Origin of the sequence: Pseudomonas abietaniphila, from assembly GCF_039697315.1 — a bacterium.
Classification (GTDB): Bacteria; Pseudomonadota; Gammaproteobacteria; order Pseudomonadales; family Pseudomonadaceae; genus Aquipseudomonas; species Aquipseudomonas abietaniphila_B.
The window spans coordinates 4,981,817-5,006,885 of record NZ_CP155619.1 but is presented as its reverse complement, the minus strand read 5'-3'; the positions used below and the strand labels follow the sequence as shown (position 1 = coordinate 5,006,885).

General features: G+C 60.2%; 23 protein-coding genes. 11 read left to right on the top strand and 12 right to left on the bottom strand.

Annotated elements, in window-relative coordinates:
• Positions 1 to 63: 63 nt before the first annotated feature.
• Complete coding sequence (locus ABDX87_RS22055; RefSeq protein ID WP_346829772.1) at positions 64 to 606, top strand: exonuclease domain-containing protein; 543 nt, start codon at positions 64 to 66, stop codon at positions 604 to 606.
• Positions 607 to 695: 89 nt separating this feature from the next.
• Complete coding sequence (locus tag ABDX87_RS22050) at positions 696 to 983, top strand: pyrimidine/purine nucleoside phosphorylase (RefSeq protein ID WP_346829771.1); 288 nt, start codon at positions 696 to 698, stop codon at positions 981 to 983.
• Positions 984 to 1,001: 18 nt separating this feature from the next.
• Here ABDX87_RS22050 and ABDX87_RS22045 read toward each other — a convergent pair whose 3' ends face one another.
• Positions 1,002 to 2,801: an ABC transporter transmembrane domain-containing protein gene (locus ABDX87_RS22045; RefSeq protein ID WP_346829770.1), complete on the bottom strand. Its 1,800-nt coding sequence runs from the start codon at positions 2,799 to 2,801 to the stop codon at positions 1,002 to 1,004.
• A 299-nt stretch (positions 2,802 to 3,100) separates the two neighbouring features.
• Here ABDX87_RS22045 and ABDX87_RS22040 point away from each other — a divergent pair, with 299 nt between their 5' ends.
• Together ABDX87_RS22040 and ABDX87_RS22035 are read left to right on the top strand one after the other, a co-directional pair.
• Positions 3,101 to 3,277, top strand: a complete 177-nt coding sequence (locus tag ABDX87_RS22040; RefSeq protein WP_346829769.1) for a PA1571 family protein — start codon at positions 3,101 to 3,103, stop codon at positions 3,275 to 3,277.
• A 162-nt stretch (positions 3,278 to 3,439) separates the two neighbouring features.
• The gene (locus ABDX87_RS22035) at positions 3,440 to 4,420 is read left to right on the top strand and encodes a zeta toxin family protein (RefSeq protein ID WP_346829768.1); all 981 of its coding nucleotides are present in this window, start codon (positions 3,440 to 3,442) and stop codon (positions 4,418 to 4,420) included.
• Here the strand turns inward: ABDX87_RS22035 and pdxB are convergent, their stop codons facing one another.
• Positions 4,421 to 5,569 carry a 4-phosphoerythronate dehydrogenase PdxB gene (gene pdxB / locus ABDX87_RS22030; protein WP_346829767.1) on the bottom strand — a complete coding sequence of 383 codons (1,149 nt, stop codon included), beginning with the start codon at positions 5,567 to 5,569 and terminating at the stop codon, positions 4,421 to 4,423.
• 86 nt (positions 5,570 to 5,655) lie between these two features.
• Positions 5,656 to 5,910, bottom strand: coding sequence for a sulfurtransferase TusA (gene tusA / locus ABDX87_RS22025; protein ID WP_346829766.1), 255 nt, complete (start codon positions 5,908 to 5,910; stop codon positions 5,656 to 5,658).
• Between the two features lie 1,105 nt (positions 5,911 to 7,015).
• Between tusA and ABDX87_RS22020 the strand changes: the two genes are divergently transcribed.
• The 6 genes from ABDX87_RS22020 to ABDX87_RS21995 are packed head-to-tail and all read left to right on the top strand — an operon-like array spanning position 7,016 to position 13,097.
• Positions 7,016 to 9,952, top strand: a complete 2,937-nt coding sequence (locus ABDX87_RS22020; RefSeq protein WP_346829765.1) for a monovalent cation/H+ antiporter subunit A — start codon at positions 7,016 to 7,018, stop codon at positions 9,950 to 9,952.
• Positions 9,952 to 10,296 (top strand): Na+/H+ antiporter subunit C, encoded by a 345-nt coding sequence (locus ABDX87_RS22015; protein WP_062390475.1) that lies wholly within the window; start codon positions 9,952 to 9,954, stop codon positions 10,294 to 10,296. Before ABDX87_RS22020 ends, ABDX87_RS22015 begins: the two co-directional genes overlap by 1 nt.
• Positions 10,293 to 11,972 (top strand): monovalent cation/H+ antiporter subunit D, encoded by a 1,680-nt coding sequence (locus ABDX87_RS22010; RefSeq protein ID WP_346829764.1) that lies wholly within the window; start codon positions 10,293 to 10,295, stop codon positions 11,970 to 11,972. The genes ABDX87_RS22015 and ABDX87_RS22010 overlap by 4 nt, the downstream gene beginning before the upstream one ends.
• On the top strand, positions 11,969 to 12,457 hold the full coding sequence (locus ABDX87_RS22005) for a Na+/H+ antiporter subunit E (protein ID WP_346829763.1): 489 nt from the start codon (positions 11,969 to 11,971) through the stop codon (positions 12,455 to 12,457). The genes ABDX87_RS22010 and ABDX87_RS22005 overlap by 4 nt, the downstream gene beginning before the upstream one ends.
• A complete protein-coding gene (locus ABDX87_RS22000; protein WP_346829762.1) occupies positions 12,454 to 12,732 on the top strand; it encodes a K+/H+ antiporter subunit F in 279 nt (92 codons plus the stop codon). Before ABDX87_RS22005 ends, ABDX87_RS22000 begins: the two co-directional genes overlap by 4 nt.
• Complete coding sequence (locus ABDX87_RS21995) at positions 12,729 to 13,097, top strand: Na+/H+ antiporter subunit G (RefSeq protein WP_346829761.1); 369 nt, start codon at positions 12,729 to 12,731, stop codon at positions 13,095 to 13,097. Before ABDX87_RS22000 ends, ABDX87_RS21995 begins: the two co-directional genes overlap by 4 nt.
• Before the next feature lie 811 nt (positions 13,098 to 13,908).
• Here the strand turns inward: ABDX87_RS21995 and ABDX87_RS21990 are convergent.
• Entirely contained in the window at positions 13,909 to 14,376 is a 468-nt protein-coding gene (locus ABDX87_RS21990) for a hypothetical protein (protein ID WP_346829760.1), read from the bottom strand.
• A 340-nt stretch (positions 14,377 to 14,716) separates the two neighbouring features.
• On the opposite strand from ABDX87_RS21990, the gene ABDX87_RS21985 reads away from it, so the two are divergent.
• On the top strand, positions 14,717 to 14,959 hold the full coding sequence (locus ABDX87_RS21985) for a DUF2789 domain-containing protein (RefSeq protein WP_346829759.1): 243 nt from the start codon (positions 14,717 to 14,719) through the stop codon (positions 14,957 to 14,959).
• A gap of 29 nt (positions 14,960 to 14,988) precedes the next feature.
• On the opposite strand, the gene ABDX87_RS21980 is transcribed toward ABDX87_RS21985, so the two are convergent.
• The 8 genes from ABDX87_RS21980 to ABDX87_RS21945 all read right to left on the bottom strand — a co-directional run bounded on the left by ABDX87_RS21980 (position 14,989) and on the right by ABDX87_RS21945 (position 25,053).
• On the bottom strand, positions 14,989 to 15,177 hold the full coding sequence (locus tag ABDX87_RS21980) for a hypothetical protein (protein WP_346829758.1): 189 nt from the start codon (positions 15,175 to 15,177) through the stop codon (positions 14,989 to 14,991).
• A gap of 158 nt (positions 15,178 to 15,335) precedes the next feature.
• A complete protein-coding gene (locus tag ABDX87_RS21975; protein ID WP_346829757.1) occupies positions 15,336 to 16,802 on the bottom strand; it encodes a T6SS phospholipase effector Tle1-like catalytic domain-containing protein in 1,467 nt (488 codons plus the stop codon).
• Between the two features lie 307 nt (positions 16,803 to 17,109).
• On the bottom strand, positions 17,110 to 18,648 hold the full coding sequence (locus ABDX87_RS21970; RefSeq protein ID WP_431061267.1) for a methyl-accepting chemotaxis protein: 1,539 nt from the start codon (positions 18,646 to 18,648) through the stop codon (positions 17,110 to 17,112).
• A 293-nt stretch (positions 18,649 to 18,941) separates the two neighbouring features.
• On the bottom strand, positions 18,942 to 19,346 hold the full coding sequence (locus ABDX87_RS21965; protein ID WP_062390457.1) for a TraR/DksA family transcriptional regulator: 405 nt from the start codon (positions 19,344 to 19,346) through the stop codon (positions 18,942 to 18,944).
• Positions 19,347 to 19,731: 385 nt separating this feature from the next.
• Positions 19,732 to 20,754 carry an ABC transporter permease gene (locus tag ABDX87_RS21960; protein ID WP_346833588.1) on the bottom strand — a complete coding sequence of 341 codons (1,023 nt, stop codon included), beginning with the start codon at positions 20,752 to 20,754 and terminating at the stop codon, positions 19,732 to 19,734.
• A 59-nt stretch (positions 20,755 to 20,813) separates the two neighbouring features.
• On the bottom strand, positions 20,814 to 22,370 hold the full coding sequence (locus ABDX87_RS21955; protein WP_346829756.1) for a sugar ABC transporter ATP-binding protein: 1,557 nt from the start codon (positions 22,368 to 22,370) through the stop codon (positions 20,814 to 20,816).
• An 84-nt stretch (positions 22,371 to 22,454) separates the two neighbouring features.
• Positions 22,455 to 23,384 (bottom strand): sugar ABC transporter substrate-binding protein, encoded by a 930-nt coding sequence (locus ABDX87_RS21950; protein ID WP_346829755.1) that lies wholly within the window; start codon positions 23,382 to 23,384, stop codon positions 22,455 to 22,457.
• 649 nt (positions 23,385 to 24,033) lie between these two features.
• Positions 24,034 to 25,053, bottom strand: coding sequence for a Gfo/Idh/MocA family protein (locus tag ABDX87_RS21945; protein WP_346829754.1), 1,020 nt, complete (start codon positions 25,051 to 25,053; stop codon positions 24,034 to 24,036).
• Between the last annotated feature and the right edge of the window lie 16 nt (positions 25,054 to 25,069).

Below are 25,069 nucleotides of genomic sequence, written 5' to 3'. Positions count from 1 at the left end.
GCGATCAGCCGAATATGACTACGCTCCATGACGGTGCCACAGGTTAAGAAACTGGAGTTCGAGATGCCACATTGGCTGGTGATAGATCTGGAGGCCACCACCGAAGAGGGCGGATGGCCGGTGGCAGAGATGGAAATCATTGAGATTGGCGCCTGCGTGGTCAACGCGGACGGACGCGAGGTGGACCACTTCGAGCGCTTTGTCAGGCCCGCGCGCAGGCCGATGCTCACCTCGTTCTGTCGCGAACTGACGCACATCCAACAAGCGCAGATCGACAGTGCGCCACTCTTCACCGCCGTCTGGCCGCAGTTCGAGCGCTGGCTGAGCCATCACCGCACCCGCCTGCTCGGTTGGGTCAGCTGGGGCGACTACGACCGCCAGCAATTCGAAGTCCAATGGCAGCAGCATCAACTCACCAGCGAACTCAGCGGTCTGGCCCATATCAACCTCAAGCAGCGGTTCGCCCAGGCACGCCAGTTGCAAAAACCCTGCGGGCTCAACACGGCGCTGCAGCTGGCGGGCATGCATTTCAACGGGCAGCAGCATCGTGCACTGACCGACGCGCGCAACACCGCCCGACTGCTCCCGCTGGTCATTCCCGGCTGAGCGTGACGCATTTCTCAAAGCGGATGACGGCCTTTTGTACGTTGGGCATACTGTCCAACCTTTTTAAGCCCTTTCCGAGGAGATCAGCCATGCTCAAGGTCAACGAGTATTTCGACGGTACCGTCAAGTCCATCGCCTTCCAGCAAGAACACGGCGCGGCCACCGTTGGCGTCATGTCCAAGGGCGAATACGAGTTCGGCACTGCTGATCGCGAAATCATGCATGTCGTCTCCGGTTCGCTGAAAGTCCTGCTGCCCAATAGCGGCGACTGGGAACACTTCAAGACCGGCGATCAGTTCCGCGTGCCAGCCAACAGCAAGTTCAAGCTGCATGTCCTGGAAGAAACCGCTTACCTCTGCGAATACCGCAAAGACTGATGATTCACCCAACGGCGCTCAAGGCGCCGTTTTCATGTCCGCCACCACATCCTGCGTCCCCGTGTTGAACTGCAACGCCGCCAGGCGCGCATACAGCGGATTGCTGGCGATCAGCTCCCGATGCGTGCCCACCGCCACCAGTTTCCCTTGATCCATCACCGCGATCCGGTCAGCGTTCTGCACCGTGGCCAGCCGGTGAGCGATCACCAGCGTGGTTCGGCCCTGCATCAGGGTCGGCAACGCCTGCTGGATCAGATGTTCGCTCTGCGCATCCAACGCGCTGGTGGCTTCGTCGAGCAACAGAATCGGCGCATCGGCCAGCAATGCGCGAGCGATCGCCAGACGCTGGCGCTGACCGCCCGACAACCCCATCCCGCCGTCGCCCAAATGCGTCTGATACCCCTGAGGCAGCAATTGAATGAATTCGTGAGCGTGAGCGATGCGCGCAGCGGCTTCGACCTGCTCGACGCTGGCGACGGGGTTGCCGTAACGGATGTTGTCTTCGACGCTGCCAAAGAACAGCGCCGGGGTTTGCGACACCCAGGCGAAGCAGCGACGCAGGTCCAGAGGATCGAGGCGTTCGGCGGGCAAGCCTTCGATCAGGATCTGCCCTTGCTGCGGATCGTAGAAGCGCAGCAACAAATCGAACAGCGTTGACTTGCCCGCGCCCGATGGCCCCACCAGGGCCAGTGTCTCCCCTGCTTCGACCGTCAGGCTCAAGCCCTCGACCGCATTGCGCTCGGGCCGTGACGGGTACGCGAAGCTGACACGCTCCAGAACCAATCGACCGCTGACCCGTTCCGGTAGCGTCAGCAGATTGCTGGCCGGTGGCGTGATTTCGCTGCGCGCCTGCAACAACTCGGTGATGCGCTCCGCCGCACCCGCCGCCCGTTGCAGCTCGCCAATCACCTCGCTGAGCGTGCCGAACGCGCTGCCGACGATCAGGCTATAGAAGACGAACGCCGCCAGCTCGCCGCCAGAAATTCGCCCGGCAATGACATCCATCCCGCCGACCCAAAGCATCACCCCCACGGCGCCCAGCACCAGCACGATCACCAGCGTAATCAACCAGGAACGCTGCAAGATACGCTTGCGAGCGGTGTCGAAGGCGTCTTCGGCGGTTTTTGCAAAGCGCTGGCGATCCTGTTCCTGATGGTTGTACGCCTGCACGGTTTTGATCTGCCCGAGCGCTTCGGAAACATAACTGCCGACATCCGCCACGCGGTCCTGACTCTCACGGGACAGGCTGCGCACGCGCCGCCCGAAGATCAGGATCGGCGCGACCACTAAAGGGAGCGCGATCACCACGATGCTGGTCAGTTTGGGGTTGGTGAAAAACAGCAGGATGACGCCGCCGATAACCATCAGCGCATTGCGCAGGAACATCGACAGCGACGATCCGATCACCGATTGCAGCAAGGTGGTGTCCGCGGTCAGGCGCGACTGGATTTCCGAGCTGCGGTTGTTCTCGTAAAAGCCGGGATGCAGGCTCACCAGATGATCGAACACTTGCTTGCGCAAGTCGGCCACCACACGTTCCCCGATCCACGACACCAGATAGAACCGGGTGAACGTCCCGACCGCCAACGCCAGAACCAGCACCATGAAGAGGCCAATGGTTTCGTTGAGCAGGGTCGGTGAGCGCGTCATGAACCCCTGATCGACCATCAGGCGAATGCCTTGCCCCATCGACAAGGTGATCGCTGCAGTCACAATCAGCGCGACCAGCGCGCCGATGGCTTGCTTGCGGTACGGCGTGATCATCCGCAACGCCAAACGGATGGCATGGCGCTGACGCCCGGAAAACACTGAAGCCATGGGAGGCACCTGATAGACGATTCAAGCGCAGAGCCTACACCGCCCCCCCGATGTACGCTCGTCGACTTTTGCTGAACTCAAGCGGCAGACGCCAGTCTGGGTAGGAGTATCCACACCGGCGTGGGGCTGCGTTATGAAGGCAAGAAGGGGCGTTTAGAGCGGATCGGTCTAACGGCAAGCTGGCGGTTTTTGCCGTCATCTGGCGGACTGATCGAACGCTTGAAGCGTCCAGGGATGTCATGGCGCGGTCATCGAGCGTGGGTAAATTGAAGCGCACAACCTGATGAAGGAGACAGGCCATGAGCTTGCAGAACAGCAGCAATCACGAACCCGTCGTTCGGCCCCAACCCCAGGCACAACTGGGCGGCGCGATATTCGATGAAAACGGGAAAGAAGTCCTGATTACTGAAGAGATGGTTCAGGCCGCATGTCAGGAATGCGAAAAGTACTGGGTCAAACCTGAAAAACAAGACTGATGAGCCTACTGAATTCAAACCCGGCCTCGATGCCGGGTTTTTTATGCGCGCGAAATCAACAAACATTCCGCAACACATGCCCCACCGATACACCATTGCGCTCATCCACTTCCTGCGATTACGTCCGGCCCTTCAAATCCAGACAATCCAGGAAACATCACGATGTCCGCTACTCATTACAGCTATACCTCCGCTGAACTCGACTCCGTTTACCGCACGCTGGAAACCACCCTGTTCGGCGTTAAACGAGACATTGGAGAGGACGGTCTGCCGTCCCCAAAAATCCTCGTTGTGGCCGGCGTCCAGGGTTCCGGCAAGACCTACATGCTGAACAACACCCTGCTCAAGGACTCGCGTTACAGCAACTACGTGCGCCTCTACCTGGAGCGTTTTCGTGAGCTGCACCCGCGTTATGCCGAGTTCGCCGATCAGGACGTGACCAGCCGTTACAAGCACACCGAAACCTTCATCTGGGAGCTGTGCAGCCGCATCTTCAGCCACGCGCACAAGAACAAGTTCAACATCATCATGGAAACGGCACTGGATACCCGCGCCTTCGCCAACGTCATTTCAGGCGACGAGCTGGCCGATTACCAGTTTGATGTTCACCTGATCGGCTGCAAGAAGGACTTTGTCCATCTGTCCACCATCAAGCGAGCGCTCGATGCGTTGGAGAAGGGTACGCTCGAACGTTTTGTCGACATCGCGACCATCGAAACCAGCATCGATAACGCGGAAGTGATCCTGAATGCCTTTGAAATGGCGTGCATGAGGGTCAGCGGTTCAACGATCAGCATGTACGAACGAGGCTTTGGCGAGCTGAGAAACCGCAAAATGCTGTGCAACAGCCGATGCGACCAAATCACCAGCCTGACGCCACATGCATTTACCGACGACGAAGGAACGGTCGTTTCCGTGCAGGAACAGACTCACCGTATCGTGCGCAGCGAGCAATACCCTGTCCCATGCAGCTTCGCCAGCTTCACCGCGTTGGTCCACGCGCCGGTCACCGGCAAGCAGGATCGTCAGGAAGCCTGGCAGGAAGCGTACGCGGCCCTGGCTCGCATGAGACCGTTCTGGCAGCAGACGCCTCCTCGTCTCGCCGAAACCTTGTGGTCCTACATCAAGAAATACACAGAATGATCAGTCACTGACGCACACGGCACCCAGCGCCGCCACCATCGTGCGCAAGACGTCGGATTGGCCGTTAATGGACACGTACAAACTGTCGATTTCCCGACGGGGCGGGTAGTGTTTGCGCAGCGCATCGAAGGCCAGTCGCTGGCTGGCGGCGTCACCGACCAGGCTGCGACGGAAATCCGCATCGTCGCGGCGCGGATCGTAGACACCCCGGCAAAGCATGTTCAGTGCCCAGGCGGGATCGGTCGCCGCATCGAGCGTCACGTGAGCAAGCCAGGGTTTGGGCAGCAAGTCGTCGAGGCTGATACTCGGCGATTGCCCCAGGTGCGCACACAAGGCCTGATAAATCTGAGCGGTGCCACGCTGGCGGCCGTCCAGACTGTAACCGGCAATGTGTGGGGTGCCGATGACGCACAGCTCGGCCAGTTCGACGTCCACCAGCGGCTCGTGTTCCCAGACATCCAGCACCGCTTGCAAGTCTTCGCGTTCAAGCAGCACTTCGCGCAACGCCGTGTTATCCACGATGGGGCCACGGGCCGCGTTGATCAGCCAGGCACCTGGCTTGAGATCCAGCAGACGGGCGCGGTCGAACAGGTGCCAGGTCGGCAGCTCGCCCGTTTTGCTCAGCGGTGTGTGCAGGCTGATCACGTCGCAGCGAGCGACGATCTCGTCGAGGCTGACGTAATTGCCGCCCTCTGCCGCCTGGCGCGGCGGATCGCAGACCAGCACATTCCAGCCCAGCCCGCGCAACACCTTGATCAACCGACCGCCGACCTGCCCCGCCCCAACCACGCCATACGTGCGTTGAGTCAGGTCGGCGCCTTCGATTTCCGCGAGGGTCAACAGACTGCCGAGCACATAGTCCACCACGCCTCGGGCATTGCACCCCGGTGCGCTGGACCACTGAATACCCGCTTCGTTGAAATACTCAAGATCCAGGTGATCGGTGCCGATGGTGCAGGTGCCGACGAAACGCACCGGTGTGCCTTCCAGCAATTCACGGGTGACCTTGGTCACCGACCGAACGAGCAAAATATCGGCGTCGGCCACGGCTGCGCGGTCGAGGGTACGTCCGGGGTATCGACGAATCTCGCCAATACCGGAAAAGAAGGCGTCGAGCAGTGGAATGTTTTCGTCAGCAACTATGCGCATGATGGGCTCCCTGGGGTCGCGGCAGTGTAGGCGCTCGCACGCGGCCGGGCCAGCGCGGTGCAACGTCGCAGCCAGTACGGGAAGGTTCAGCCCTGTTTCTTGCGAATCCAGTACAGGTACACGCCATCGGCGGCCTGCTTTTCAACCAGTTCGTGGTCCAGAAAAACGCAGAACTTGGGAATGTCCCGCTGGGTCGAAGGGTCGGTGGCGATGACCTTCAGCAAACCGCCGGCCGGCAGGTCGCGTACCTTCTGGTGCAGCATCATCACAGGTTCCGGGCAATTGAGACCGGTCGCGTCGAGGACGGCGTCGACGGCAAGGCTTTCGATGGAATCAGACATGGGGCGCTCCAAAAACTGGCGGGCATTGTCGCTTAAATGTGATGAGGCGCCAAATCCGGCTGATAGGTTGTCATCCCTCTGCGGACACGGACCTGTGGAAGCGAGCTTGGTCTGGGCGGCATTCCGAAAAGGCGGTGGGTCAGCGACATCAAGGGTGAATGAAACATCGCATTCGCTGCCGTCGTAACCTCCGACGTCTCCTACAAATATTGCGGGGTAACCAGAATTCGCAGCGGACACTTAACCTGTGGGAGCGAGCTTGGTCTGGGCGGCATTTCGAGAAGGCGGTGAGTCAGCGACATCAAGGTTGATGAGACATCGCATTCGCTGCCGTCGTAACCTCCGACGTCTCCAACAAATATTGCGGGGTAACCAGAATTCGCAGCGGACACTTAACCTGTGGGAGCGAGCTTGGTCTGGGCGGCATTCCGACGAAGGCGGTGGGTCAGCGACATCAAGGGTGAATGAGACATCGCATTCGTCAGCAAGCTAACTCCCACAGGTTTTGTGTTTTATTCAACGATTGAGGTGTTGTTCCAAACAGCGCAAAGCGCGCTGTGGATTTTGATCCACAGCGCCGCAGCAGCCCAGACACCACAAAACGCGACTTGGGTGCAGGCCAAACGCAGACGGCGCGGAGTGGGCCGAGCGGCATGGATGCCGCGAGAGCGCTGCCAGGACATGGATGTCCGTTCAGCGCGGGCCTACGGAGCGTCGTCGGAGTGCGGGAACCCGACGAAGTCGGGCCTAACCAGGAGCCAGGACACTTGGTTAGTTGGTGTCTTTTCAAGTAACCCGCCGAAGGCGGAACAGTTTGGACGTTAGGACAAACCAAACTATTAGCGTCACCCCAAATAGTGGAAATTCACATCATAGGAGCGAGCTTGCCAGCGAATCGGCCACTGCAACACCCTCTGATTCAACCGCTTCGCGAGCAATGTCACTCTCACAGGGGCATTGTATTTGGGCCTTAACCTTCGGGGTTCACACCGCTCTACTACGCTGCTGCCTACACAGCTTGTAGGATTCTGCGACATCTTGACGGTTGGTGATGCATGACCCGGCACGTATGATCCTTGACATTTTCCCCGCAGATTAGAAGCCTATGTCCCTGATAGTTCTACTGCTTCTGCCTTTCATCGGCAGCTGTCTGGCGGCGCTTTTGCCGCACAACGCACGCAACAGTGAATCCATCCTGGCGGGCCTGATCGCCCTGATCGGCGCGATTCAAGTTGCGCTCTGGTACCCGCAGATCGCCCACGGCGGCGTCATTCGTGAAGAATTTTTCTGGGTCCCCAGCCTGGGGCTGAACTTCGTGCTGCGCCTAGACGGGTTCGCCTGGTTGTTCTCCATGCTGGTGCTGGGCATCGGGACGCTGGTATCGCTGTACGCGCGTTACTACATGTCGCCGGACGATCCAGTGCCGCGATTCTTCTCGTTTTTCCTCGCGTTCATGGGCGCCATGCTTGGGTTGGTCATGTCCGGCAACCTGATCCAGATCGTGTTTTTCTGGGAGCTGACCAGCGTCTTCTCATTCCTTTTGATTGGCTATTGGCACCACCGCGCCGACGCCCGCCGTGGCGCCTATATGGCGTTGATGGTGACGGGGGCTGGCGGACTCGCGCTGTTGGTCGGCGTCATGCTGCTCGGGCACGTGGTCGGCAGCTACGACCTGGACCGGGTGCTGGCCTCAGGCGACGCGATCCGTGCCCACGCGCTGTACCCGGTCTTGCTGACCTTGGTTCTGATCGGCGCGCTGAGCAAGAGCGCGCAGTTCCCCTTCCATTTCTGGCTGCCACACGCCATGGCCGCGCCAACGCCGGTGTCGGCGTATCTGCACTCCGCGACCATGGTCAAGGCCGGCGTGTTCTTGCTGGCGCGGCTCTGGCCTGCGTTATCCGGCAGCGAGCAGTGGTTCTGGATCGTCAGCGGTGCGGGCGCCTGTACGTTGGTGATGGGTGCCTACGCGGCCATTTTCCAGACCGACCTCAAGGGCTTGCTCGCCTACTCCACCCTCAGCCACCTGGGATTGATCACTCTGCTCTTGGGTCTCAATAGCCCGCTGGCTGCCGTCGCGGCGGTGTTTCACATCCTCAATCACGCGACCTTCAAGGCGTCGCTGTTCATGGCGGCAGGGATCATCGACCACGAAAGCGGCACTCGGGACATCCGCAAACTCAGTGGCCTGATCAAGCTGATGCCTTACACCGCGACGCTGGCGATGGTCGCCAGCGCGGCGATGGCCGGTGTGCCGCTGCTCAACGGTTTTCTGTCCAAAGAAATGTTCTTCGCCGAAACCGTGTTCATCACCTCGACGGCCTGGGTGGAGGCCGCCCTCCCGGTGATAGCCACCGTGGCGGGGACCTTCAGCGTCGCTTATTCCCTGCGTTTCACCGTCGATGTGTTCTTCGGCCCGAAAGCCAACAATCTGCCACACACGCCGCACGAGCCTCCACGCTGGATGCGTGTGCCGGTCGAGTTGCTGGTGCTGGCCTGCCTGATCGTGGGGATTTTCCCGGCCCAATCGGTCGGTCCATTGCTGGCCGCCGCGGCCCAGCCTGTGGTGGGCGGCACCTTGCCTGAGTACAGCCTGGCGATCTGGCACGGCCTGAATGCCCCGATGATCATGAGCCTGATTGCCATGGGCGCGGGCATCCTGCTGTATCTGCTGCTGCGCAAACCGATCAAGCGCGAGCGTTTCGTCGGCCCGCCGCTGATCTGGCGTTTGAACGGCAAGCGACTGTTTGAGCGCGTATTGATCCTCAAGCTGCGGGTCGCACGGACGCTGGAAGGCTTGCTGACCACTCGACGCCTGCAAGCGCAATTGTTCCTGATGGTGACTGTCGCGCTGATCGCAGGCTTTGTGCCGATGTACGAAAACGGCCTGAGCTGGGGTGATCGGCCAAAAATTCCGGGTTCCGGCGTGTTCGTCATGCTCTGGTTAATCGCCATTGCTTGCGCCGTGGGTGCGGCCTGGCAGGCCAAATACCACCGGCTTGCCGCCGTGACCATGGTCGGGGTCTGCGGCTTGATGACCTGCGTGACCTTCGTCTGGTTCTCCGCGCCTGACCTGGCGCTGACCCAACTGGCCGTCGAAGTGGTGACCACGGTGTTGATCCTGCTGGGCCTGCGCTGGCTGCCACGGCGTAACGAGAACGTTGCCCCAACGACTCGCTCACGCAGCCGCGCGCGAGTGCGCCGGGTACGCGACTTCATTCTCGCCGTGGGCGTTGGTGGCGGCATGGCGCTGTTGTCTTACGCGATGCTGACGCGCCCGACCCCGAACACGATTTCAGAGTTTTACCTGAGTCGCGCACTGGCCCAGGGCGGCGGTACCAATGCCGTCAACGTGATGCTGGTGGACTTCCGCGGCTTCGACACGTTTGGCGAAATCACCGTGCTGGCGGTGGTTGCCCTGACGGTGTTCGCCCTGCTGCGACGCTTCCGCCCACCGAAAGAAAGCATCGCACTGCCTGCCCAACAACGTCTGCTGGCCCGCGACGTGGTCACCGACCTGGTCAACCCGCGGCACGCAACCGACACGGCGCTGGGCTTCATGATGGTCCCGGCGGTGCTGGTGCGCCTGCTGCTGCCGGTGGCCTTCGTGGTGTCGATGTACCTGTTCATGCGCGGCCATAACCAACCGGGAGGCGGCTTCGTTGCCGGCCTCGTGATGTCGGTCGCGTTCATTCTCCAATACATGGTCGCTGGCACGCAGTGGGTCGAGGCCAACATGAGCCTGCGACCGTTGCGCTGGATGGGCACCGGTCTGTTCTTTGCGCTCATTACCGGGCTGGGCTCGATGGCGCTGGGCTACCCGTTCATGACCACGCATACCGCGCACCTGCACCTCCCGTTGCTGGGTGATGTGCACGTCGCCAGTGCACTGTTTTTCGACATCGGCGTGTACGCCGTGGTGGTCGGTTCGACGCTGTTGATTCTGACCGCACTGGCGCACCAGTCAGTGCGCAGCCATCGCCCGACCTCGTTGCCGCAGCCGATCGAACCCGCCGCGCCCACCCCGACACAAGGAGCCATCTGATGGAAGAAGTCATCGCCATTGCCATTGGCGTGCTCGCCGCCTCCGGCGTCTGGTTGATCCTGCGCCCACGGACGTTTCAGGTGGTCATGGGCCTGTGTCTGCTGTCGTATGGCGTCAACCTGTTCATCTTCAGCATGGGCAGTCTGTTCATCGGCAAGGAGCCGATCATCAAGGACGGCGTGCCCCATGACCTGCTCAATTACACCGATCCCCTGCCCCAGGCGCTGGTGCTGACCGCCATCGTGATCAGCTTCGCCATGACCGCGCTGTTCCTGGTGGTGCTGCTGGCGTCCCGTGGACTGACCGGCAACGACCACGTCGACGGTCGGGAGAGCAGTGAATGAGTCTGATGAACCAACTGATCGTCGCACCGATCCTGTTGCCGGTGCTGACCGCCGCACTGATGCTCTGGCTCGGCGAGAAACACCGGCCGCTGAAGGCACGCATCAACCTGCTGTCGACGGCCCTCGGTCTGGCGATCTCGATCACGCTGATGATGTGGGTGCAGAAGACAGGCACCACCGGCTCGATTGGCGTGTACCTGCCGGGCAACTGGGAATCACCCTTTGGCATCGTGCTGGTGGTCGATCATCTGTCGGCGCTGATGATGGTGCTGACCGGCATTGTCGCCTTCTGTGCCCTTCTGTTTGCGCTGGCACGCTGGGACCGGGCGGGTGCGAGCTTCCATGTGCTGTTCCAAATTCAACTCATGGGGTTGTACGGCGCCTTTCTGACCGCCGACCTGTTCAACCTGTTCGTGTTCTTCGAGGTGCTGCTGGCGGCGTCCTACGGCTTGATGCTGCACGGTTCGGGACGCGCGCGGGTGTCGGCGGGTCTGCATTACATCACCATCAACTTGCTGGCTTCGTCGTTGTTCCTGATTGGCGCGGCATTGATCTACGGGGTCACCGGCACGTTGAACCTGGCTGATCTTGCTGTGAAGATCCCCCAGGTTTCACAGGCGGATATCGGGCTTCTGCACGCAGGTGCCGCGATTCTGGCCGTGGCGTTTCTGGCCAAGGCTGGCATGTGGCCGTTGAACTTCTGGCTCGTGCCCGCCTACTCCGCCGCGAGCGCGCCGGTGGCGGCGTTGTTTGCGCTGATGACCAAGGTCGGTGCCTATACGCTGCTGCGTCTGTGGACCCTGTTGTTCTCGGGGCAGGCCGGTGACTCGGCGTTCTTCGGCGGCGACTGGCTGATCTGGGGCGGCATGGCCACGCTGGCCGTCGCGGCGATTTCCGTGGTCGCCGCCCAGCGTCTGGAGCGCATGGCGAGCCTGAGCATTCTGGTGTCGGCCGGCATTCTGCTGTCGGCCATTGGCTTCGGGCAGCCGAGCCTGACCTCCGGCGCGCTGTTCTATCTGGTCAGCTCGACCCTGGCGCTGAGCGCGTTGTTCCTGCTGGCTGAACTGGTTGAACGCTCGCGCTCGGCCAATGAAATCCCGCTGGAAGACGATGCCGACCAACTGCCGAAAGCCATGGAGTCGCTGCACCCGGTGCCGGGCACCAACCTGGATGACGAACAAAAAGCCGTCGTCGGCCAGGTGATTCCATGGACGATGGCCTTCCTGGGACTGAGCTTCATCGTGTGCGCGCTGCTGATCATCGGCATGCCGCCGCTGTCGGGGTTTCTCGGCAAACTCACCTTGATCAGCGCCCTGCTCAACCCGTTGGGCCTGGATGTGGCGAAAGACGAGGCCATTCGCGCGGACAGCTGGACGCTGGTGGCCTTGCTGATCGTGTCGGGGCTCGCGTCGCTGTTCGCCTTCGTGCGGGTCGGCATCAAGCGTTTCTGGACCGCGCAGGATCGACCGTCGCCCGCGTTGCGACGTAACGAGTGCATCCCGATCGCCTTGCTGCTCTGCGCGTGCATCGTACTCACGTTCAAGGCTCAGGCGCTGTTGCGCTACACCCAGGACACCGCTCAGGCGTTGCACGACCCTCAGCAGTACGTGCTGTCGGTCATGGCCGCCAAACCGACTCCCGGCCCCACCACTGCTGCAACGGAGGTGCAGCCATGAAGCGTCTATTGCCGGCGCCGCTGTTATCGCTGTCGCTGTGGGCCTTGTGGTTGCTGCTCAACCTGTCGCTGAGTGTCGGCAATCTGCTGCTCGGCGCACTGCTGGGTTTTCTCGCGCCGATCATGTTCGCCCCCCTTCGCCCTTTGCCTGCGCGCATCCGCAAGCCCGGCGTGGCCTTCAAATTGTTCTGGGTGGTCGGGCGTGATGTGATCACGTCAAATCTGCAGGTGGCGTGGGCCGTGTTGCGTGCGCGCCACAAACCGCCGCGTTCTGCGTTTATCAAGGTGCCGCTGGACTTGCACGATGCTCACGGCCTGGCGGCGCTGTCGATGATTTGTACCGTGGTGCCCGGCACGGTGTGGTCGGAGCTGGCACTGGACCGCAGCGTGCTGCTGCTCCACGTGTTCGACCTGGGTGACGAAGCGCAGTTTATCGAGCACTTCAAGACCACCTACGAACGCCCGTTGATGGAGATTTTTCAATGAGCCCGCTGCTCACCTACGCCATCCTGTTCAGCTTGTCGGTGTTCACGGTCGCGATGGTGCTGACCCTGATTCGCCTGTTCAAAGGCCCCTCTGCCCAGGACCGGGTACTGGCGCTGGACTATCTGTACATCCTCGCCATGCTGATGATGCTGGTGCTTGGGATTCGCTACGCCAGCGACACGTATTTCGAAGCGGCGCTGTTGATTGCATTGTTTGGTTTCGTGGGCTCATTCGCCCTGGCGAAGTTCCTGCTGCGCGGCGAGGTGATCGAATGAATTCGTTGTACGTGTTGCCGTTCTGTGCGGAAGTGCTGACGGCGGTGCTGCTGGTGGTGAGCAGTCTGTTTGCGCTGGTCGGTGCGGTGGGGCTGCTGGGGATGAAGGATTTTTTTCAGCGCATGCACCCGCCTGCTCTGGCCTCGACCCTCGGTGCGTGGTGTGTGGCGCTGGCCTCGATCGTATATTTCTCGGCGATGAAGGAAGCCCCGGTTCTGCATGCCTGGCTGATCCCGATCCTGTTGGCGGTCACGGTGCCGGTGACAACCTTGCTGTTGGCCCGGACGGGGTTGTTTCGCAAGCGTATGGCGGGGGATGGGGATGTGCCGCCGGAGGTGAGCGAAGGGCGGCACGAGGGGAAGTGAAGCGGGGGTTGGGCTCTCGGTTTGTTGTTTTGGTTTGTAGTTTTTGGTGCGGGTTGGGTGTGTTTATCCGGTAGCGGTGGTGGCATTGAGGGTTAGGCCCCAGCACAAACGTCGGATGTGCAAAAGTTCTAAACGCCACCAGCCAAATCAAAAGCAGGAACAGAAGCAGAAATATGAGCTTGACGCCGTCCCTGTAGGAGCGTGGCTTGTGTCTGGGCCGCATCCGGACGATCTACCGCGCAGCGGTAGCAAAATCAGGCGACTCGGTTGTACCTGATGCACCGCATGCACAGGTCTTGCTGCCGGTTCCCGGCAGATCGCGGGACAAGCCACGCTCCTACGCCTTCGGCAGAATCAAAAGCGGAGCAGCAAGTCGCTCTTGATCTTGATTTTCTTGATCGTTCCCACGCTCCGCGTGGTAACGCAGCGACTGGCGCTCTGCGTCAAAGTGGACGCGGAGCGTCCTCCACAGGCATTCCCACGCAGAGCGTGGGAACGATCCTAATCATCCACGCTACCCTTAACTGTAGGAGCGTGGCTTGTCCCGCGATCTGCCGGGAACCGGCACTAAAACCGGTCCACGTGGAGTGTCAGGCACCGTCGACTCGTCTGATTCTGCTACCGCTACGCGGTAGATCGCGGGACAAGCCGCGCTCCTACGCCTTCGGCAGAATCAAAGGCGGGCGGTGATCCTCTCCCTTGCTCTGGTTTTGATCTTGCTCTTCGTGCGCGAGAGTTCAGACACACAAAACGCGACTTGGGTGCAGGCCAAACACGCCTCTAAACCGTCATCACGCTTCACGCCGGCGAATCACTCGCTGGCCTTGAACACCAGTTCGCCCTTGCGCCATTTGGCGGCCTTGGCCGTTGCGGCCTTGAGCACTTTGCTCAACCCCAGCTGAATCTGCTCATGGGCAGCGAACACCATGAACACGCAGTGCGATTCCTTGAAGACAATACCGTGGCCTTCGGGCACATCGACAAACGCGTATTCGCCCAGACCGTAGATGGTCATCTTGATGTCGCGAAACTTGATCTCGAACTTGCCGCCTTCGCGACTGGGCAGTACGGCGGCGCGAAAGTGATCGCCTACTTTCAATTCCAGACGTGGTTTGTCATCGACCACCAATGCGCTTTCGGTGTCGATCTCAGACATGTAGATGCCTTCAGGGGACTGCTCGATGACGTAAACGAAACGTGCCTGGAACTGCTTTACCAACTTCGCGCGCAAATCGCCGAGTACGAATAACGCATGGGTATCCAGATTACTTACTGCCAATGTACAAACTCCCAACCTGATATGAACTCGCCCGGCCGCAGGGCCAGGCAAGGAAAATACGAGAAAAACGGTACGCCCCGGTTGCCGGGGACTGGCATGGGTGTGGATTCTACCGGCTCAGAGTCTATACGGGATATATGCCTTTCGTCCGTTATGTGGCCATTTTTGTACACGACCGTCCCGCCGGTGCTGTGTCCAATCCTCTGGACAACCCGAACGGCGGCCGCTGAATCGTTACGGCGAACACTTAGAACTCTTGCGCCCTGAACGTACTCACATGCAGCACACGCTTCACTCACGCCCACGCCAACCCGGGTCTTTGACCCGCCAGGGAGACACCATGGAACTTACCCCACCGACACTTGCGACGTTGTTCGAACAGTTGGGCCTTGAATCCGATCAGGCCAGCATCGACGCGTTTGTCAGCGCCCATTCGTTGCCCGATGACGTGAAACTGATTGATGCGGACTTCTGGACCCCGCAACAGGCGCGCTTTCTGAAAGAGGAACTGCACGTAGACGCCGAATGGGCGCCCGTCGTGGACGAGCTCAACGAACTGCTCCATTCGGCCAAAGCCGACTAAGCGACGGCCCTGAAAGAAATGGCGGCCCTTCAGGCCGCCATCGTCAGTTGCTGCAGCCACGCGCTACGGCATTCTTCGGCTTCGGCCCGGCTTGAAAAAGCCGTGCCGCGTTGTTCGCCGTTGATCAACACGACCCAGCAAACACGCTGGCCCCTGTCACGAAAAGATGGGGGTACGCCCAGGCCAATCATCACGGCGACATCGATCTTGCTTTGCATCGCATCCTCCGGGGATCTCACGAGCTTTGGCTGATAGCTGCATCTCATTGATGCGGGTCACCGCATCTTAATGACCGACCGCCTGGGGAAAAAGCTATCTGCGGAATAGGTTCCTTGCATGATCGGTAACAAACAGTCGGTCTCAACGCCAGGCCGGACTAATGCGGATTGCCCGACTGACACTGGTTTGGAAACCGTAGCCGTCCTTCACGTGCAGGGGCATGCAGAAACAGGCTGTCGACCAGCGTGCCACGGCGCCCCAACGTGCTGTTCCAATGCGCCGAGCAATGAATGTATCGTCGGTACAGCATCTGCAGATCGCTGTCGCTCAATGACACGCCCTCCCCACGCGCATGAGCAATCAGTTTAACGGCGACCTCCCGCAACTCTGGCGGCAGGCTCAGGTCCGGCGAATCCGGAACCGGCTGAAACGGCACGCCTTCGTCGCACGCCAACGCGTGCATCACGCGCAGGTAAACCCTGGACAGATGACCGAACACCCGGCGCTCCAACATCACGGTCGCCACTACGCTCTTCGTGCCTGACCCGCGTTGCGCCATTCGCTCGATGCACTCCACCCCCATCGATGCCGTGTCGTCCAGCGGATCGATCCAGCGCTGCGCATCCACGCGGACCATCTCGGCGTGGGTTTCCCGCCAGGCATCCGTTGTATCGAATGGCGTGTCTACGCTGACCTGGCTGCGACGCGGCCGGGTCAGTGCAATCTTTTCCACCGATTGAGCGTGGTATCCGCCGCCGACATCGGAATGACTCCCCGGCACGACGATTTCGCGTGGCCAGTCAGGGGCCACACTGTTCAAGGCGAAATTACGTCGGTGCTCGTCGGCCGCAACCAGGTGCAGAATCTGCTGCGCACACCCCGGGGGCAAAAACAGATTGACCCGCGTGTTGACCCCATCGCGGACGTTACCCAGGTCGGAAATGCCACCCACCGCCGCAACGGTGTCGAACAGCCCGATCACTTTCAAACGTACGCAGCCGCTGTCCCAGGAGAAGCCTGTGGCCAGCGGCAGCTTGCGAGGATTGAGGATCGACTCAAGGGCACCACGCGTTCCTTTGAGCACTTCATTGGCAAAATGGCGGGCGGATGCCGCACCGCGGCTGAAGCCGAACAGATCCAGCTCGAGCGCCGCGATCACGCACCCCGGATTGTCGGTTTCAAAGTGATCGAGTACATCGCCAATCTTTTTGACGCCTCGGTACACTTTCGCCACCACGCCGGTATTGCCTCGCCCGAAGCCCTGCCCGGATACTTTGGAATCTCGACCGCCGGAAGTTGTACCCACGCCTCCGACATAAACGGCGTGATACACCCGCAATCCATCCCCGGCATTAAAGGCCTTAGGCTGACACCGATATAACTCGGCCAGCCGGGCAATATTAGTGAGGTCATTGCTGTAACTGCTGCCGGGATCGGAATGCCGACCACCGCATTCCTTGATGTGAGCATTGTTATAAATTTCGGCCATCGCCTGGCAGTCGGCGCCAATCTGGCTATTGACGCGGTTATTGCCTGTCCCGTCAAAGAACACGCCGATGCGCACGGTGGCGCTCAACGCGCTCGCCGCGGAGCCTGAACCTGTTTTTGCAAATAATGCTGTCATAAGTAATCACCTGTGAGGGCTGACGTTAATCCGGACTTCTTATCACCGGACCTATCACTCACAGAATGCTCACACCCCCGACAGCGTCAACGGGGAGAATTGAACTTCAGAAACTTCCCACTCATTTATCAGACCATTAAAACCCTCAACCTCTTTTATCCCACTTATTAAGCAATTATCTCCGAGCGCCCCGTTGCGAAACTAAACAAACAAATCTCACTTAAACAACCCTTGGATACAACGCACCGTTAATTATTGACTTACCTCGTCCGAACCCGCTTTTCCGACAGGTCCGGTTATCGCACCGTCAACGGAAGGTGCCGGTTCCGCTTTCGGGCTTGTAGCCCAGACGCAGACCACCCCAATGCCTTCCTTTGACCATGATGGGCACCGACAGATCGTGCATCAACTCACCGGTGTCCCGGGTGTACGTCTGCAGCAGCACGGGTTGCTGATGGCTGCCGCAGCGGATGCCCGTCCGATCGTCGAATTTGCGCTTGGTGCGGTTGTTTACGGCGTCGACGGCGGTATCGCCTGTCAACGGCTTGCTGAACGCCTGGTTGTGGGTCGGCACATAGCCTTGCTGGGTGCAGGCGATGGCAAACACGAGGCCCTCATGACGCGACAGCAACGGCTCCTGAATGACCGGCAGCACCTGATCGGTATAGCGGTCGAAGCGGGTCTGGTATTTGGTCGGGGACGTGTTGGCGATGGGTTGATACGACCGGTCGAACAAGTCTTCCAGACTCACGCGTCGCTGGTCGAGGTCGCGTTCGAACTGTTGCGCAATCTGGTTGGCCCCCTCTCGCGCGAGGTCATAAACACGCTGGTGATAATCGTCCAGTCCGACCTCCGCCAGGCGCTCACTGATCGTCTCCGCCTGCCCTTCCATCTGCACCGCCGATTTGGCCAGTTGGCGCGTCTGGTCGTCGCTGATGGCCAGGTCACTGCGCATCTGTTCCACGGCGACGAAGAGGCTGCTCAATTGCGCCTGATTGGTCTGCGCGCCCAGGGCGATCTCATTGACCTGCCCTTCCACACCCGCCGCGAGTCGCGCAATGCTGGCCAGCTGCTGCCCGGTCATTTCCACGTGCTCGACACCGCCATTCAGGTCGCCGGAAAGCTGGCGGATCTGTTCGACCACCTGCGCGGTGCGTTGCTGAATGTCGGTCACCATGTCCCCGACCTCGCTGGTGGCCGTTGCGGTACGACCCGCCAGACCGCGCACCTCGTCGGCGACCACGGCGAACCCGCGCCCCTGTTCACCGGCCCTGGCGGCTTCGATGGCGGCGTTGAGGGCCAGCAGGTTGGTCTGGCTGGCGATTGACTGAATCACGGCCGTCACCCGCTGGATGTCTTCGCTGCGCTGGCTGAGGGCTTCGATCAACTGCCGGCTGTTGTCGGCGCGCTCGCTGAGCCGATGCATCAAGGCGATGGATTCGTTGAGTACGGTCAGCCCCGCATCGCTGCTTTGCCGCGCTTCGCTGGCGGCGCTCAGGGCTTGCTGGCTGAGGGAGGACGTCGCGCGCTCGGTGGCGATCATCACGTCGGCACTGCTGACGATCTGCTCGGCAGCGTCGACCTGAGACTGCAGCTTGCCCGCCAGTTGCTTGACCGAAAACGCCACCGCTGCCGCAGACAGCGCATTGTGGCTGGTGCTGCGGGAAAGATCGCGGGTCAGCTTGCCGATGGCGTCTTCCTCAACGGCGCGTGGCGCGACCACCGCACGCGATGTGAGCAGACGCGGCAACCACAGCGTCACCAGGCCCAGCGGCAGGCAGGCATACACCGACACATCGCCCCACGCCATGGCCGCGAACAGCCCGCACAGCGCAAGGCTCTGCATCGACGTCGCCATCCAGTGCAAAGCGCCTGCGGGCCGCTGAACGACGGCCGGTTCCAGTTGCGGGGAAAGTGTCCCTGTATAACGTCCATTCGCAGCCATATCCGTGACCCCACCTGCTTATTATTTTGCAAGCATTAGACGCCACATAGCGGCCATACGCTATGAGCCGATGGTGGTACTCGGTCGGATTTGAAAAAGAAAGTAGTACGGGGCCAATCAACAAACTGCGAACGACAAAAAGCCCGACTGCCTGGAAACAGGCAGTCGGGCCTTGGCCATCACGTCGGCTGGAATCAGGCCTGACGCTGGTGGCGGTCGATCTGTTCGTGGCGTTCCTGGGCTTCGATGCAGTACTTGGTGGTCGGGCTGATCAGCAGACGCTTCAAACCGATCGGCTCACCACTGTCATCGCACCAGCCAAAGGTGTCTTCGGCGATACGCGTCAGGGCCATTTCCAGCTGCGGAAGCATGCGCTGATCGCGGTCGATCACGTTGACCAGCCAATGACGCTCTTCTTCGACGGAAGCAGCGTCAGCGGGATCGGCCGGGGTGTCCAGGCTTTCGATAGCGATACGGCTCTGCTCGATGCGCTCGTGGATTTCCACTTTCATGTCTTGCAACAGCTTGACGAAGAAAGCGTGTTGCTCCGCGTTCATGTAGTCATCGGCCGGCATCGCCAGCAACTTTTCCTTGGTCATTGATTTCTCTATAAAAAAACGTGCATTAAGGCGAATCAAGGGAGCGCCTTGGCCCGTGTTTAAAAAGCGCCGTAGTCTCCAAGCGCCATCGGGCACTCAATTTACGAGGGGCGGCAGTCTAAGGCCGGGTTTCGTACTCGGCAACATAATTGAACAGGATTCGCTCAACAAGCCCCCAAATCCCCGGTGGCATTGAGTGAAACAGGGGTTTGAACGTGTGTCTGACGCGACATATCCGGTGTGGGTGCTCGCGATCGCATTAGCCCCGACAGCGCTTCGCCGGAATCAGGAAGACGGTCTCTGACCCGCTGCCACCCCTTCAGTTCAAACTCGCTAAAAACAAAAAGGGCCTGAACCAGGCCCTTTTTCAATATTCCTCAAACACTCAGCGCTTGAGCTTGCGTTTGTTGCGGTACTGGTCGATGACCACCGCGACGACGATGATCAACCCTTTGATGATGTCTTGTACATAGGCATCGACCCCCACGAAGGTAAATCCACTGGCCATGACCCCGAGAATCAGCGCGCCGATGACGGTGCCGGTGATCCGGCCGACGCCGCCCGACAGGCTCGTGCCGCCGATCACTGCCGCAGCGATCGCGTCCAGCTCATAGGACACGCCCATCCCCGCCTGACCCGTGGCCGCACGCGCCGACGCCACGACGCCAGCCAGCCCGGCCAGCAGGCCCGCGATGCTGTAGACGATCACCAGATGACGTTTGACGTTGATCCCTGAAGTCCGCGCCGCCTGCATGTTGCCGCCGATGGCGTAGGTGTATTTGCCATATTTGGTGTAGCGCAGGGCAACGTGGAAGATCACCGCAACCACCAGGAAGATGATCACCGGCATCGCACCCTGACCAATGGCGGTATAGGAATCGTTGAGCATGCTCACGGGCTGACCGCCGGTGTAGAAACGGGCCAGGCCGCGTGCCGACACCATCATGCCCAGCGTGGCGATGAAGGGCGGGATGCCGGTGATGGCAATGATGCTGCCGTTGATCGCACCGGCCAGCAGACCCACCCCGAGCCCGGCAACGACGGGTATCCACACCGGCAGATCCGTCAGTGAAGGAAACACCGCACGGGTGTAGTCGGAAGATTGAGCGAGGCTGGCGGCGATCATGGCCGTCAGCGCCAGCACCGAGCCCGAGGACAGATCGATCCCGGTGGTGATGATCACCTGGGTGACTCCGATCGCGATCATGCCGATGATCGACACCTGCAAAATCATCAGCACCAGGCGCTGGGAGTTCATCAGGAAGCTCTGATCGCGCACGACCCAACCGAACACTTCGAAGATCAGGGCGATGCCGATCAGCACCAGAAAAATGCTCAGCTCGGTGGGCAGGCGGCGCTTGTGCTTGGTCGGTGCCAGAGCAGGTTTGTTTTCCAGTATCGCGTTCATCTTCATACGTGCCTCTTATTCTTGTTCAGACCCGCAGCGGGCCATTGGCAAACGGCCCATCAATGGAGCGAATTGCCCGACGCCAGATGCATGACCCGCTCCTGAGTCGCGTCGGCGCGGTCGAGGGTGCCCATCATTTCGCCTTCGTGCATGACCATGACCCGATCACTCATGCCCAGCACTTCCGGCAGCTCCGAAGAAATCATGATCACCGCCATGCCTTCACTGGCGAGCAGCGAGATCAGCCGATAGATTTCCGCCTTGGCACCCACGTCGATACCGCGCGTGGGCTCGTCGAGAATCAGCACTCGCGGATTGGTCATCAGCCAGCGCGCGAGCAGGGCTTTCTGTTGATTACCGCCGGACAAGGTGTCGATGCACTGCTCCAGCGACGGCGTCTTGACCCGCAGCTTCTTGCACATGTCTTCGCACAAGGCGCGCAGGGCTTTCTGGTGCACGAAACCGTTGCCGACGAAATGCGGCAGAACGGCCATTTCCATGTTTTCCAGTACCGACAGGCAGGGAAACAGGCCACTGAGCTTGCGGTCCTCGGTGAGCAGCGCAAACCCCTTCTCGATGGCGAAATGAGGGTCGGTGACTTTGATGGGCGCGCCGTCCAGGTGGATCTCTCCACGTGTGCAGGGTGTGATGCCAAAAATGGTTTCCGCCACGTTGGTGCGGCCCGACCCCATCAGACCGGCGATACCCAGTACCTCGCCCGCGTGCAGATCGAACGACACACCCTCAAAGACGCCCTCAAGCGACAAATCGCGCACCGACAGCATGAGCTTGCCGAGGGGCGTATCCCGCTCCGGGAACAACTGGGTCAATTCACGCCCCACCATCATGGAGATCAGGCTGTCGCCGTCCATGCTGTCGGCGCGTTGCAAGCCGATGTAAGCGCCGTCGCGAAACACCGCGACTTCGTCGGCGATGGCAAACACTTCGTTCATTTTGTGGGTGATGTAGATGATGCCCTTACCTTGGGCACGCAGGTCGGCAATGATCGAAAACAGGTGCGCCACTTCCGTTTCGGTGATGGCCGATGTTGGCTCGTCCATGATCAACACGTCAGAGTCGTAGGACACGGCCTTGGCAATCTCGACCATCTGCCGTTCGGCGATGCTCAAGTTGCCCACCTGCTCCTCGGGGTCGAGGTTGATGCGCAGGCGCTCCAGCAGTTCGGCGGTGCAGCGATGCATGGCGCGGTGGTCGACCATATGCAGGCCGTTGAGCTGCTCGCGACCGATCCAGATGTTCTCGGCGATGCTCATGTGCGGCATCAGGTTGAGTTCCTGGTGAATCATCGCGATGCCCGATTTCAGCGCCGCCAGCGGCGTGTCGAACACCACCGGCTTGCCCCTCAGCAGAATTTCGCCGGTATCGGGCTGGTAAATGCCGGCGATGATTTTCATCAGGGTGGACTTGCCCGCGCCGTTTTCACCCATCAAGGCCAGCACGCTGCCCGGCCGCACGCGCAGTTCGACGTTGTCCAGCGCCACCACGCCAGGAAAACCTTTGCTGATGTTGGTGATTTCCAGCAGATAGGGATGCTCGGCGGTGGTTGCAGCGAGATCGATCGTTGCGTCGGTCGAAGCAGTAGCGGAAGCGAACATGGTCACAGGCTCCTCAAGTGACATCGGTAACAGAGGTGCGGCCATGCCGCTCTCTGCGTCGTGTCAGTTGTTGTGTTGTGAACGTTATTTGAAGGTGCTGACGTTTTCCGGCGTGATCAGCTTGAACGGAATCACGATGGCCTGTTGCGGCAGGGCTTCCTTCTTCGCCAGCTTCACGGCCGCGTCGATGGAGCCTTCGCCCTGGCCTTTGGCGTCCTGGAACACCGAGACGGTCAGATCCCCCTTTTTCACTGCGTTCAGACCGTCAGGCGTACCGTCGACACCGGCGACGAGCACGTCGCCCTGCTTTTTGCCCGCCTGCTTCAGGGCCATGGACGCGCCAATGGCCATTTCATCGTTGTTGGAAAGCACCGCACTGAAATCACGCCCCTGGGTCAGCCAGTTGTTGGTGATGTCCATGCCTTTCTGGCGTCCCCATGCACCTTCCTGTTCCTCGGCAATCTTGATGTCAGGGTATTTTTTCAGGACTTCCTTCACGCCTTCGGTACGGTCCCGAGTCGAGTTGTTCGACAGTTCGCCCAGCAGGATCACCACGGTGCCTTTGCCTTTCAGTTTGTCGGCGATGTATTGCATCTGCAGACGACCGGCTTCCTTGTCGTCCGAGGTCACGGAGGCAACGCCGGCGGGCAATTTCGGATCATCAGGACGGCGATTGACGTAGACCAGCGGAATCCCGGCGTCAGTGGCGGCCTTGGTGATGCGCCCTGTGGCGGCGGTGTCGACCGGGTTGACGATCAGCGCGTCGACTTTCTTGCCGATCAGCTCCTGCACCTGATCGAGCTGCTTGTTCACGTCGTTGCGCCCATCGACGAACTGCAGGTCGACGCCGCCCATTTCCTTGGCCTTCTTGCCCATGTCTTCGCGCATGTAGGTCAGGTAGGTGTCATCGAACTGGGACATGGCGACACCAATCTTCAGGTCGGCGGCCATGACGGCGCCACTGCTGAGCATCAGGGCCAGTGCCATAGAGGTAAAACGGGCTTTGGTAGTCATGAACGGTCTTTCTCCAAATTCTTGTTGTTGTAGTGAATTGGCTAACGACTGCTGGTCTTCAGAAAGCTGCTTTTAATGGGGAGCTTGATTGGGTGCGGAGCTTTGATCCGAGAAGTGCGGGTTCGTGAAGTGCGCAACCGACGCTGCCGAGGCGCCACAGACCATCACCCCGTGGCTTTCCACACACAGGACGCGGGCAATGGTTTCGAGGGTTCGTTCGAGGGCAGGAACAGCAGAGGATTTCGCGTACGAGACGACGCGAGGAGCAACGAGAAGAGCGCTGGACACTGAACGGCAAGCCTTGGCGGCATGTTTGAAAATGTTCATCGACGGTACCTGTCTTTTTGGCTTTCTTGTTTTTGGTTCGTACGTGCGGCCTGGCGTCGGAAGCATCCGACAGCAGGTTCAGACGTCGATAGTCGGCAACCTGAAAATGACTCTATTGGAAAATAATTTCTGTTTCAACCTGTTTTAGAATTTATTTCTATTTTGATTTTCGTTGCATGCAATCTTGCGGAAAACGGTTGATGCACGCCTACCGTGGGAGCGGATTCATTCGCGAGAGGCACGCACATTCAACACATCTCTGTCGCCTGACACATTGCACCGCGAATGAATTCGCTCCCACAATTTGAACCCTTGGTGACCGTTACAGCGCCACCACCCGCCCTTCCAGCGCGCTGACCCTGGCGGCATCCAGCACTGTCGCCGACGCCACGGCATCCCGCGCGTCCACCGGATTACGCCCTTGATTCATCACGGCGTCCTGCAGCTGACGGTAGAATTCTGGCCAACTGCCGCGCTCGGAAGGCACGCGTTCGCGATGTTCGCCCTGCTCGAACCAGCCCCAGCGACGATGCTCCTCGACGCCCCAGCGTTCGCCTTCGGATTTGGGGGAAAGCCCTGCCAGCGCCGCCGCTTCCTGTCCGTCCAGGCCATCAACGGTATAGCAGCCTTGTGAACCATTGACCCGAAAGCGCGGACCTTGAGCGTTTTGCAGGCAGTTGCCCCACAGGTGCGACGTCACGCCGTTGGCATGAATGAGTGAAACGAAGAAGCCGTGATCGACCTGTTGTTCCGGCGTTGCGAACTCGAGTTCGGCGTACACCCGCTTGACCGGCCCGAACAGTTGCAGTGCCTGGTCCACCAGGTGACTGCCCAGATCGCGCAAAATCCCGCCGCCGCTTTCCTTGCCCACTGACGAAGGCGAATAACGCTCGACGCGGGATTCAAAGCGTCGGATGTCACCCAATACGCCTTGATCGATCAACTTGCGCAGCGTGAGGAAATCCGAATCCCAGCGACGGTTCTGGTACACGCCCAACAACACGCCCCGGCGTTCGGCGGCGTCCACCAGTTCCTGCGCCTGTTTGGCGTCGGGCGCGAAGGGTTTGTCGCTGACCACAGGCACCCCGAGTTCGATCGCCTCCAGGATCAATGCACGCCGTGAGGCCAAGGGTGTGGAGATCACCACCGCATCGACGCCTGCCGCCACCATGTCGGCCAGGCTGTCGAAGGCCGGCACCTTGGGGTAATCCTTGCTCAGATCCAGGCGACGCTCGGGCGAGCGCGTCACCACACCGGCAAAGGTCGCGCCGGGCATACTGGCGAGCAGCGGCGCATGAAAGAAGCGCCCGCCTTTGCCGTAGCCGATGAGTCCGATTTTCATAATGTGTTCTCCGTTT

Bases quoted from the DNA above. Each gene is read 5' to 3' on its own strand.
- ABDX87_RS21975 (WP_346829757.1), bottom strand. From the start codon at position 16,802: ATGACAGCATTATTTGCAAAAACAGGTTCAGGCTCCGCGGCGAGCGCG.
- ABDX87_RS22010 (WP_346829764.1), top strand. From the start codon at position 10,293: ATGAGTCTGATGAACCAACTGATCGTCGCACCGATCCTGTTGCCGGTG.
- ABDX87_RS21960 (WP_346833588.1), bottom strand. From the start codon at position 20,754: ATGAACGCGATACTGGAAAACAAACCTGCTCTGGCACCGACCAAGCAC.
- ABDX87_RS22005 (WP_346829763.1), top strand. From the start codon at position 11,969: ATGAAGCGTCTATTGCCGGCGCCGCTGTTATCGCTGTCGCTGTGGGCC.
- ABDX87_RS22015 (WP_062390475.1), top strand. From the start codon at position 9,952: ATGGAAGAAGTCATCGCCATTGCCATTGGCGTGCTCGCCGCCTCCGGC.
- ABDX87_RS22035 (WP_346829768.1), top strand. From the start codon at position 3,440: ATGTCCGCTACTCATTACAGCTATACCTCCGCTGAACTCGACTCCGTT.
- ABDX87_RS22055 (WP_346829772.1), top strand. From the start codon at position 64: ATGCCACATTGGCTGGTGATAGATCTGGAGGCCACCACCGAAGAGGGC.
- ABDX87_RS21965 (WP_062390457.1), bottom strand. From the start codon at position 19,346: ATGACCAAGGAAAAGTTGCTGGCGATGCCGGCCGATGACTACATGAAC.
- ABDX87_RS22040 (WP_346829769.1), top strand. From the start codon at position 3,101: ATGAGCTTGCAGAACAGCAGCAATCACGAACCCGTCGTTCGGCCCCAA.
- ABDX87_RS21980 (WP_346829758.1), bottom strand. From the start codon at position 15,177: ATGCAAAGCAAGATCGATGTCGCCGTGATGATTGGCCTGGGCGTACCC.
- tusA (WP_346829766.1), bottom strand. From the start codon at position 5,910: ATGTCTGATTCCATCGAAAGCCTTGCCGTCGACGCCGTCCTCGACGCG.
- ABDX87_RS21950 (WP_346829755.1), bottom strand. From the start codon at position 23,384: ATGACTACCAAAGCCCGTTTTACCTCTATGGCACTGGCCCTGATGCTC.
- ABDX87_RS21995 (WP_346829761.1), top strand. From the start codon at position 12,729: ATGAATTCGTTGTACGTGTTGCCGTTCTGTGCGGAAGTGCTGACGGCG.
- ABDX87_RS21945 (WP_346829754.1), bottom strand. From the start codon at position 25,053: ATGAAAATCGGACTCATCGGCTACGGCAAAGGCGGGCGCTTCTTTCAT.
- ABDX87_RS22045 (WP_346829770.1), bottom strand. From the start codon at position 2,801: ATGGCTTCAGTGTTTTCCGGGCGTCAGCGCCATGCCATCCGTTTGGCG.
- pdxB (WP_346829767.1), bottom strand. From the start codon at position 5,569: ATGCGCATAGTTGCTGACGAAAACATTCCACTGCTCGACGCCTTCTTT.
- ABDX87_RS22020 (WP_346829765.1), top strand. From the start codon at position 7,016: ATGTCCCTGATAGTTCTACTGCTTCTGCCTTTCATCGGCAGCTGTCTG.
- ABDX87_RS22050 (WP_346829771.1), top strand. From the start codon at position 696: ATGCTCAAGGTCAACGAGTATTTCGACGGTACCGTCAAGTCCATCGCC.
- ABDX87_RS21970 (WP_431061267.1), bottom strand. From the start codon at position 18,648: ATGCAGAGCCTTGCGCTGTGCGGGCTGTTCGCGGCCATGGCGTGGGGC.
- ABDX87_RS22000 (WP_346829762.1), top strand. From the start codon at position 12,454: ATGAGCCCGCTGCTCACCTACGCCATCCTGTTCAGCTTGTCGGTGTTC.
- ABDX87_RS21955 (WP_346829756.1), bottom strand. From the start codon at position 22,370: ATGTTCGCTTCCGCTACTGCTTCGACCGACGCAACGATCGATCTCGCT.
- ABDX87_RS21985 (WP_346829759.1), top strand. From the start codon at position 14,717: ATGGAACTTACCCCACCGACACTTGCGACGTTGTTCGAACAGTTGGGC.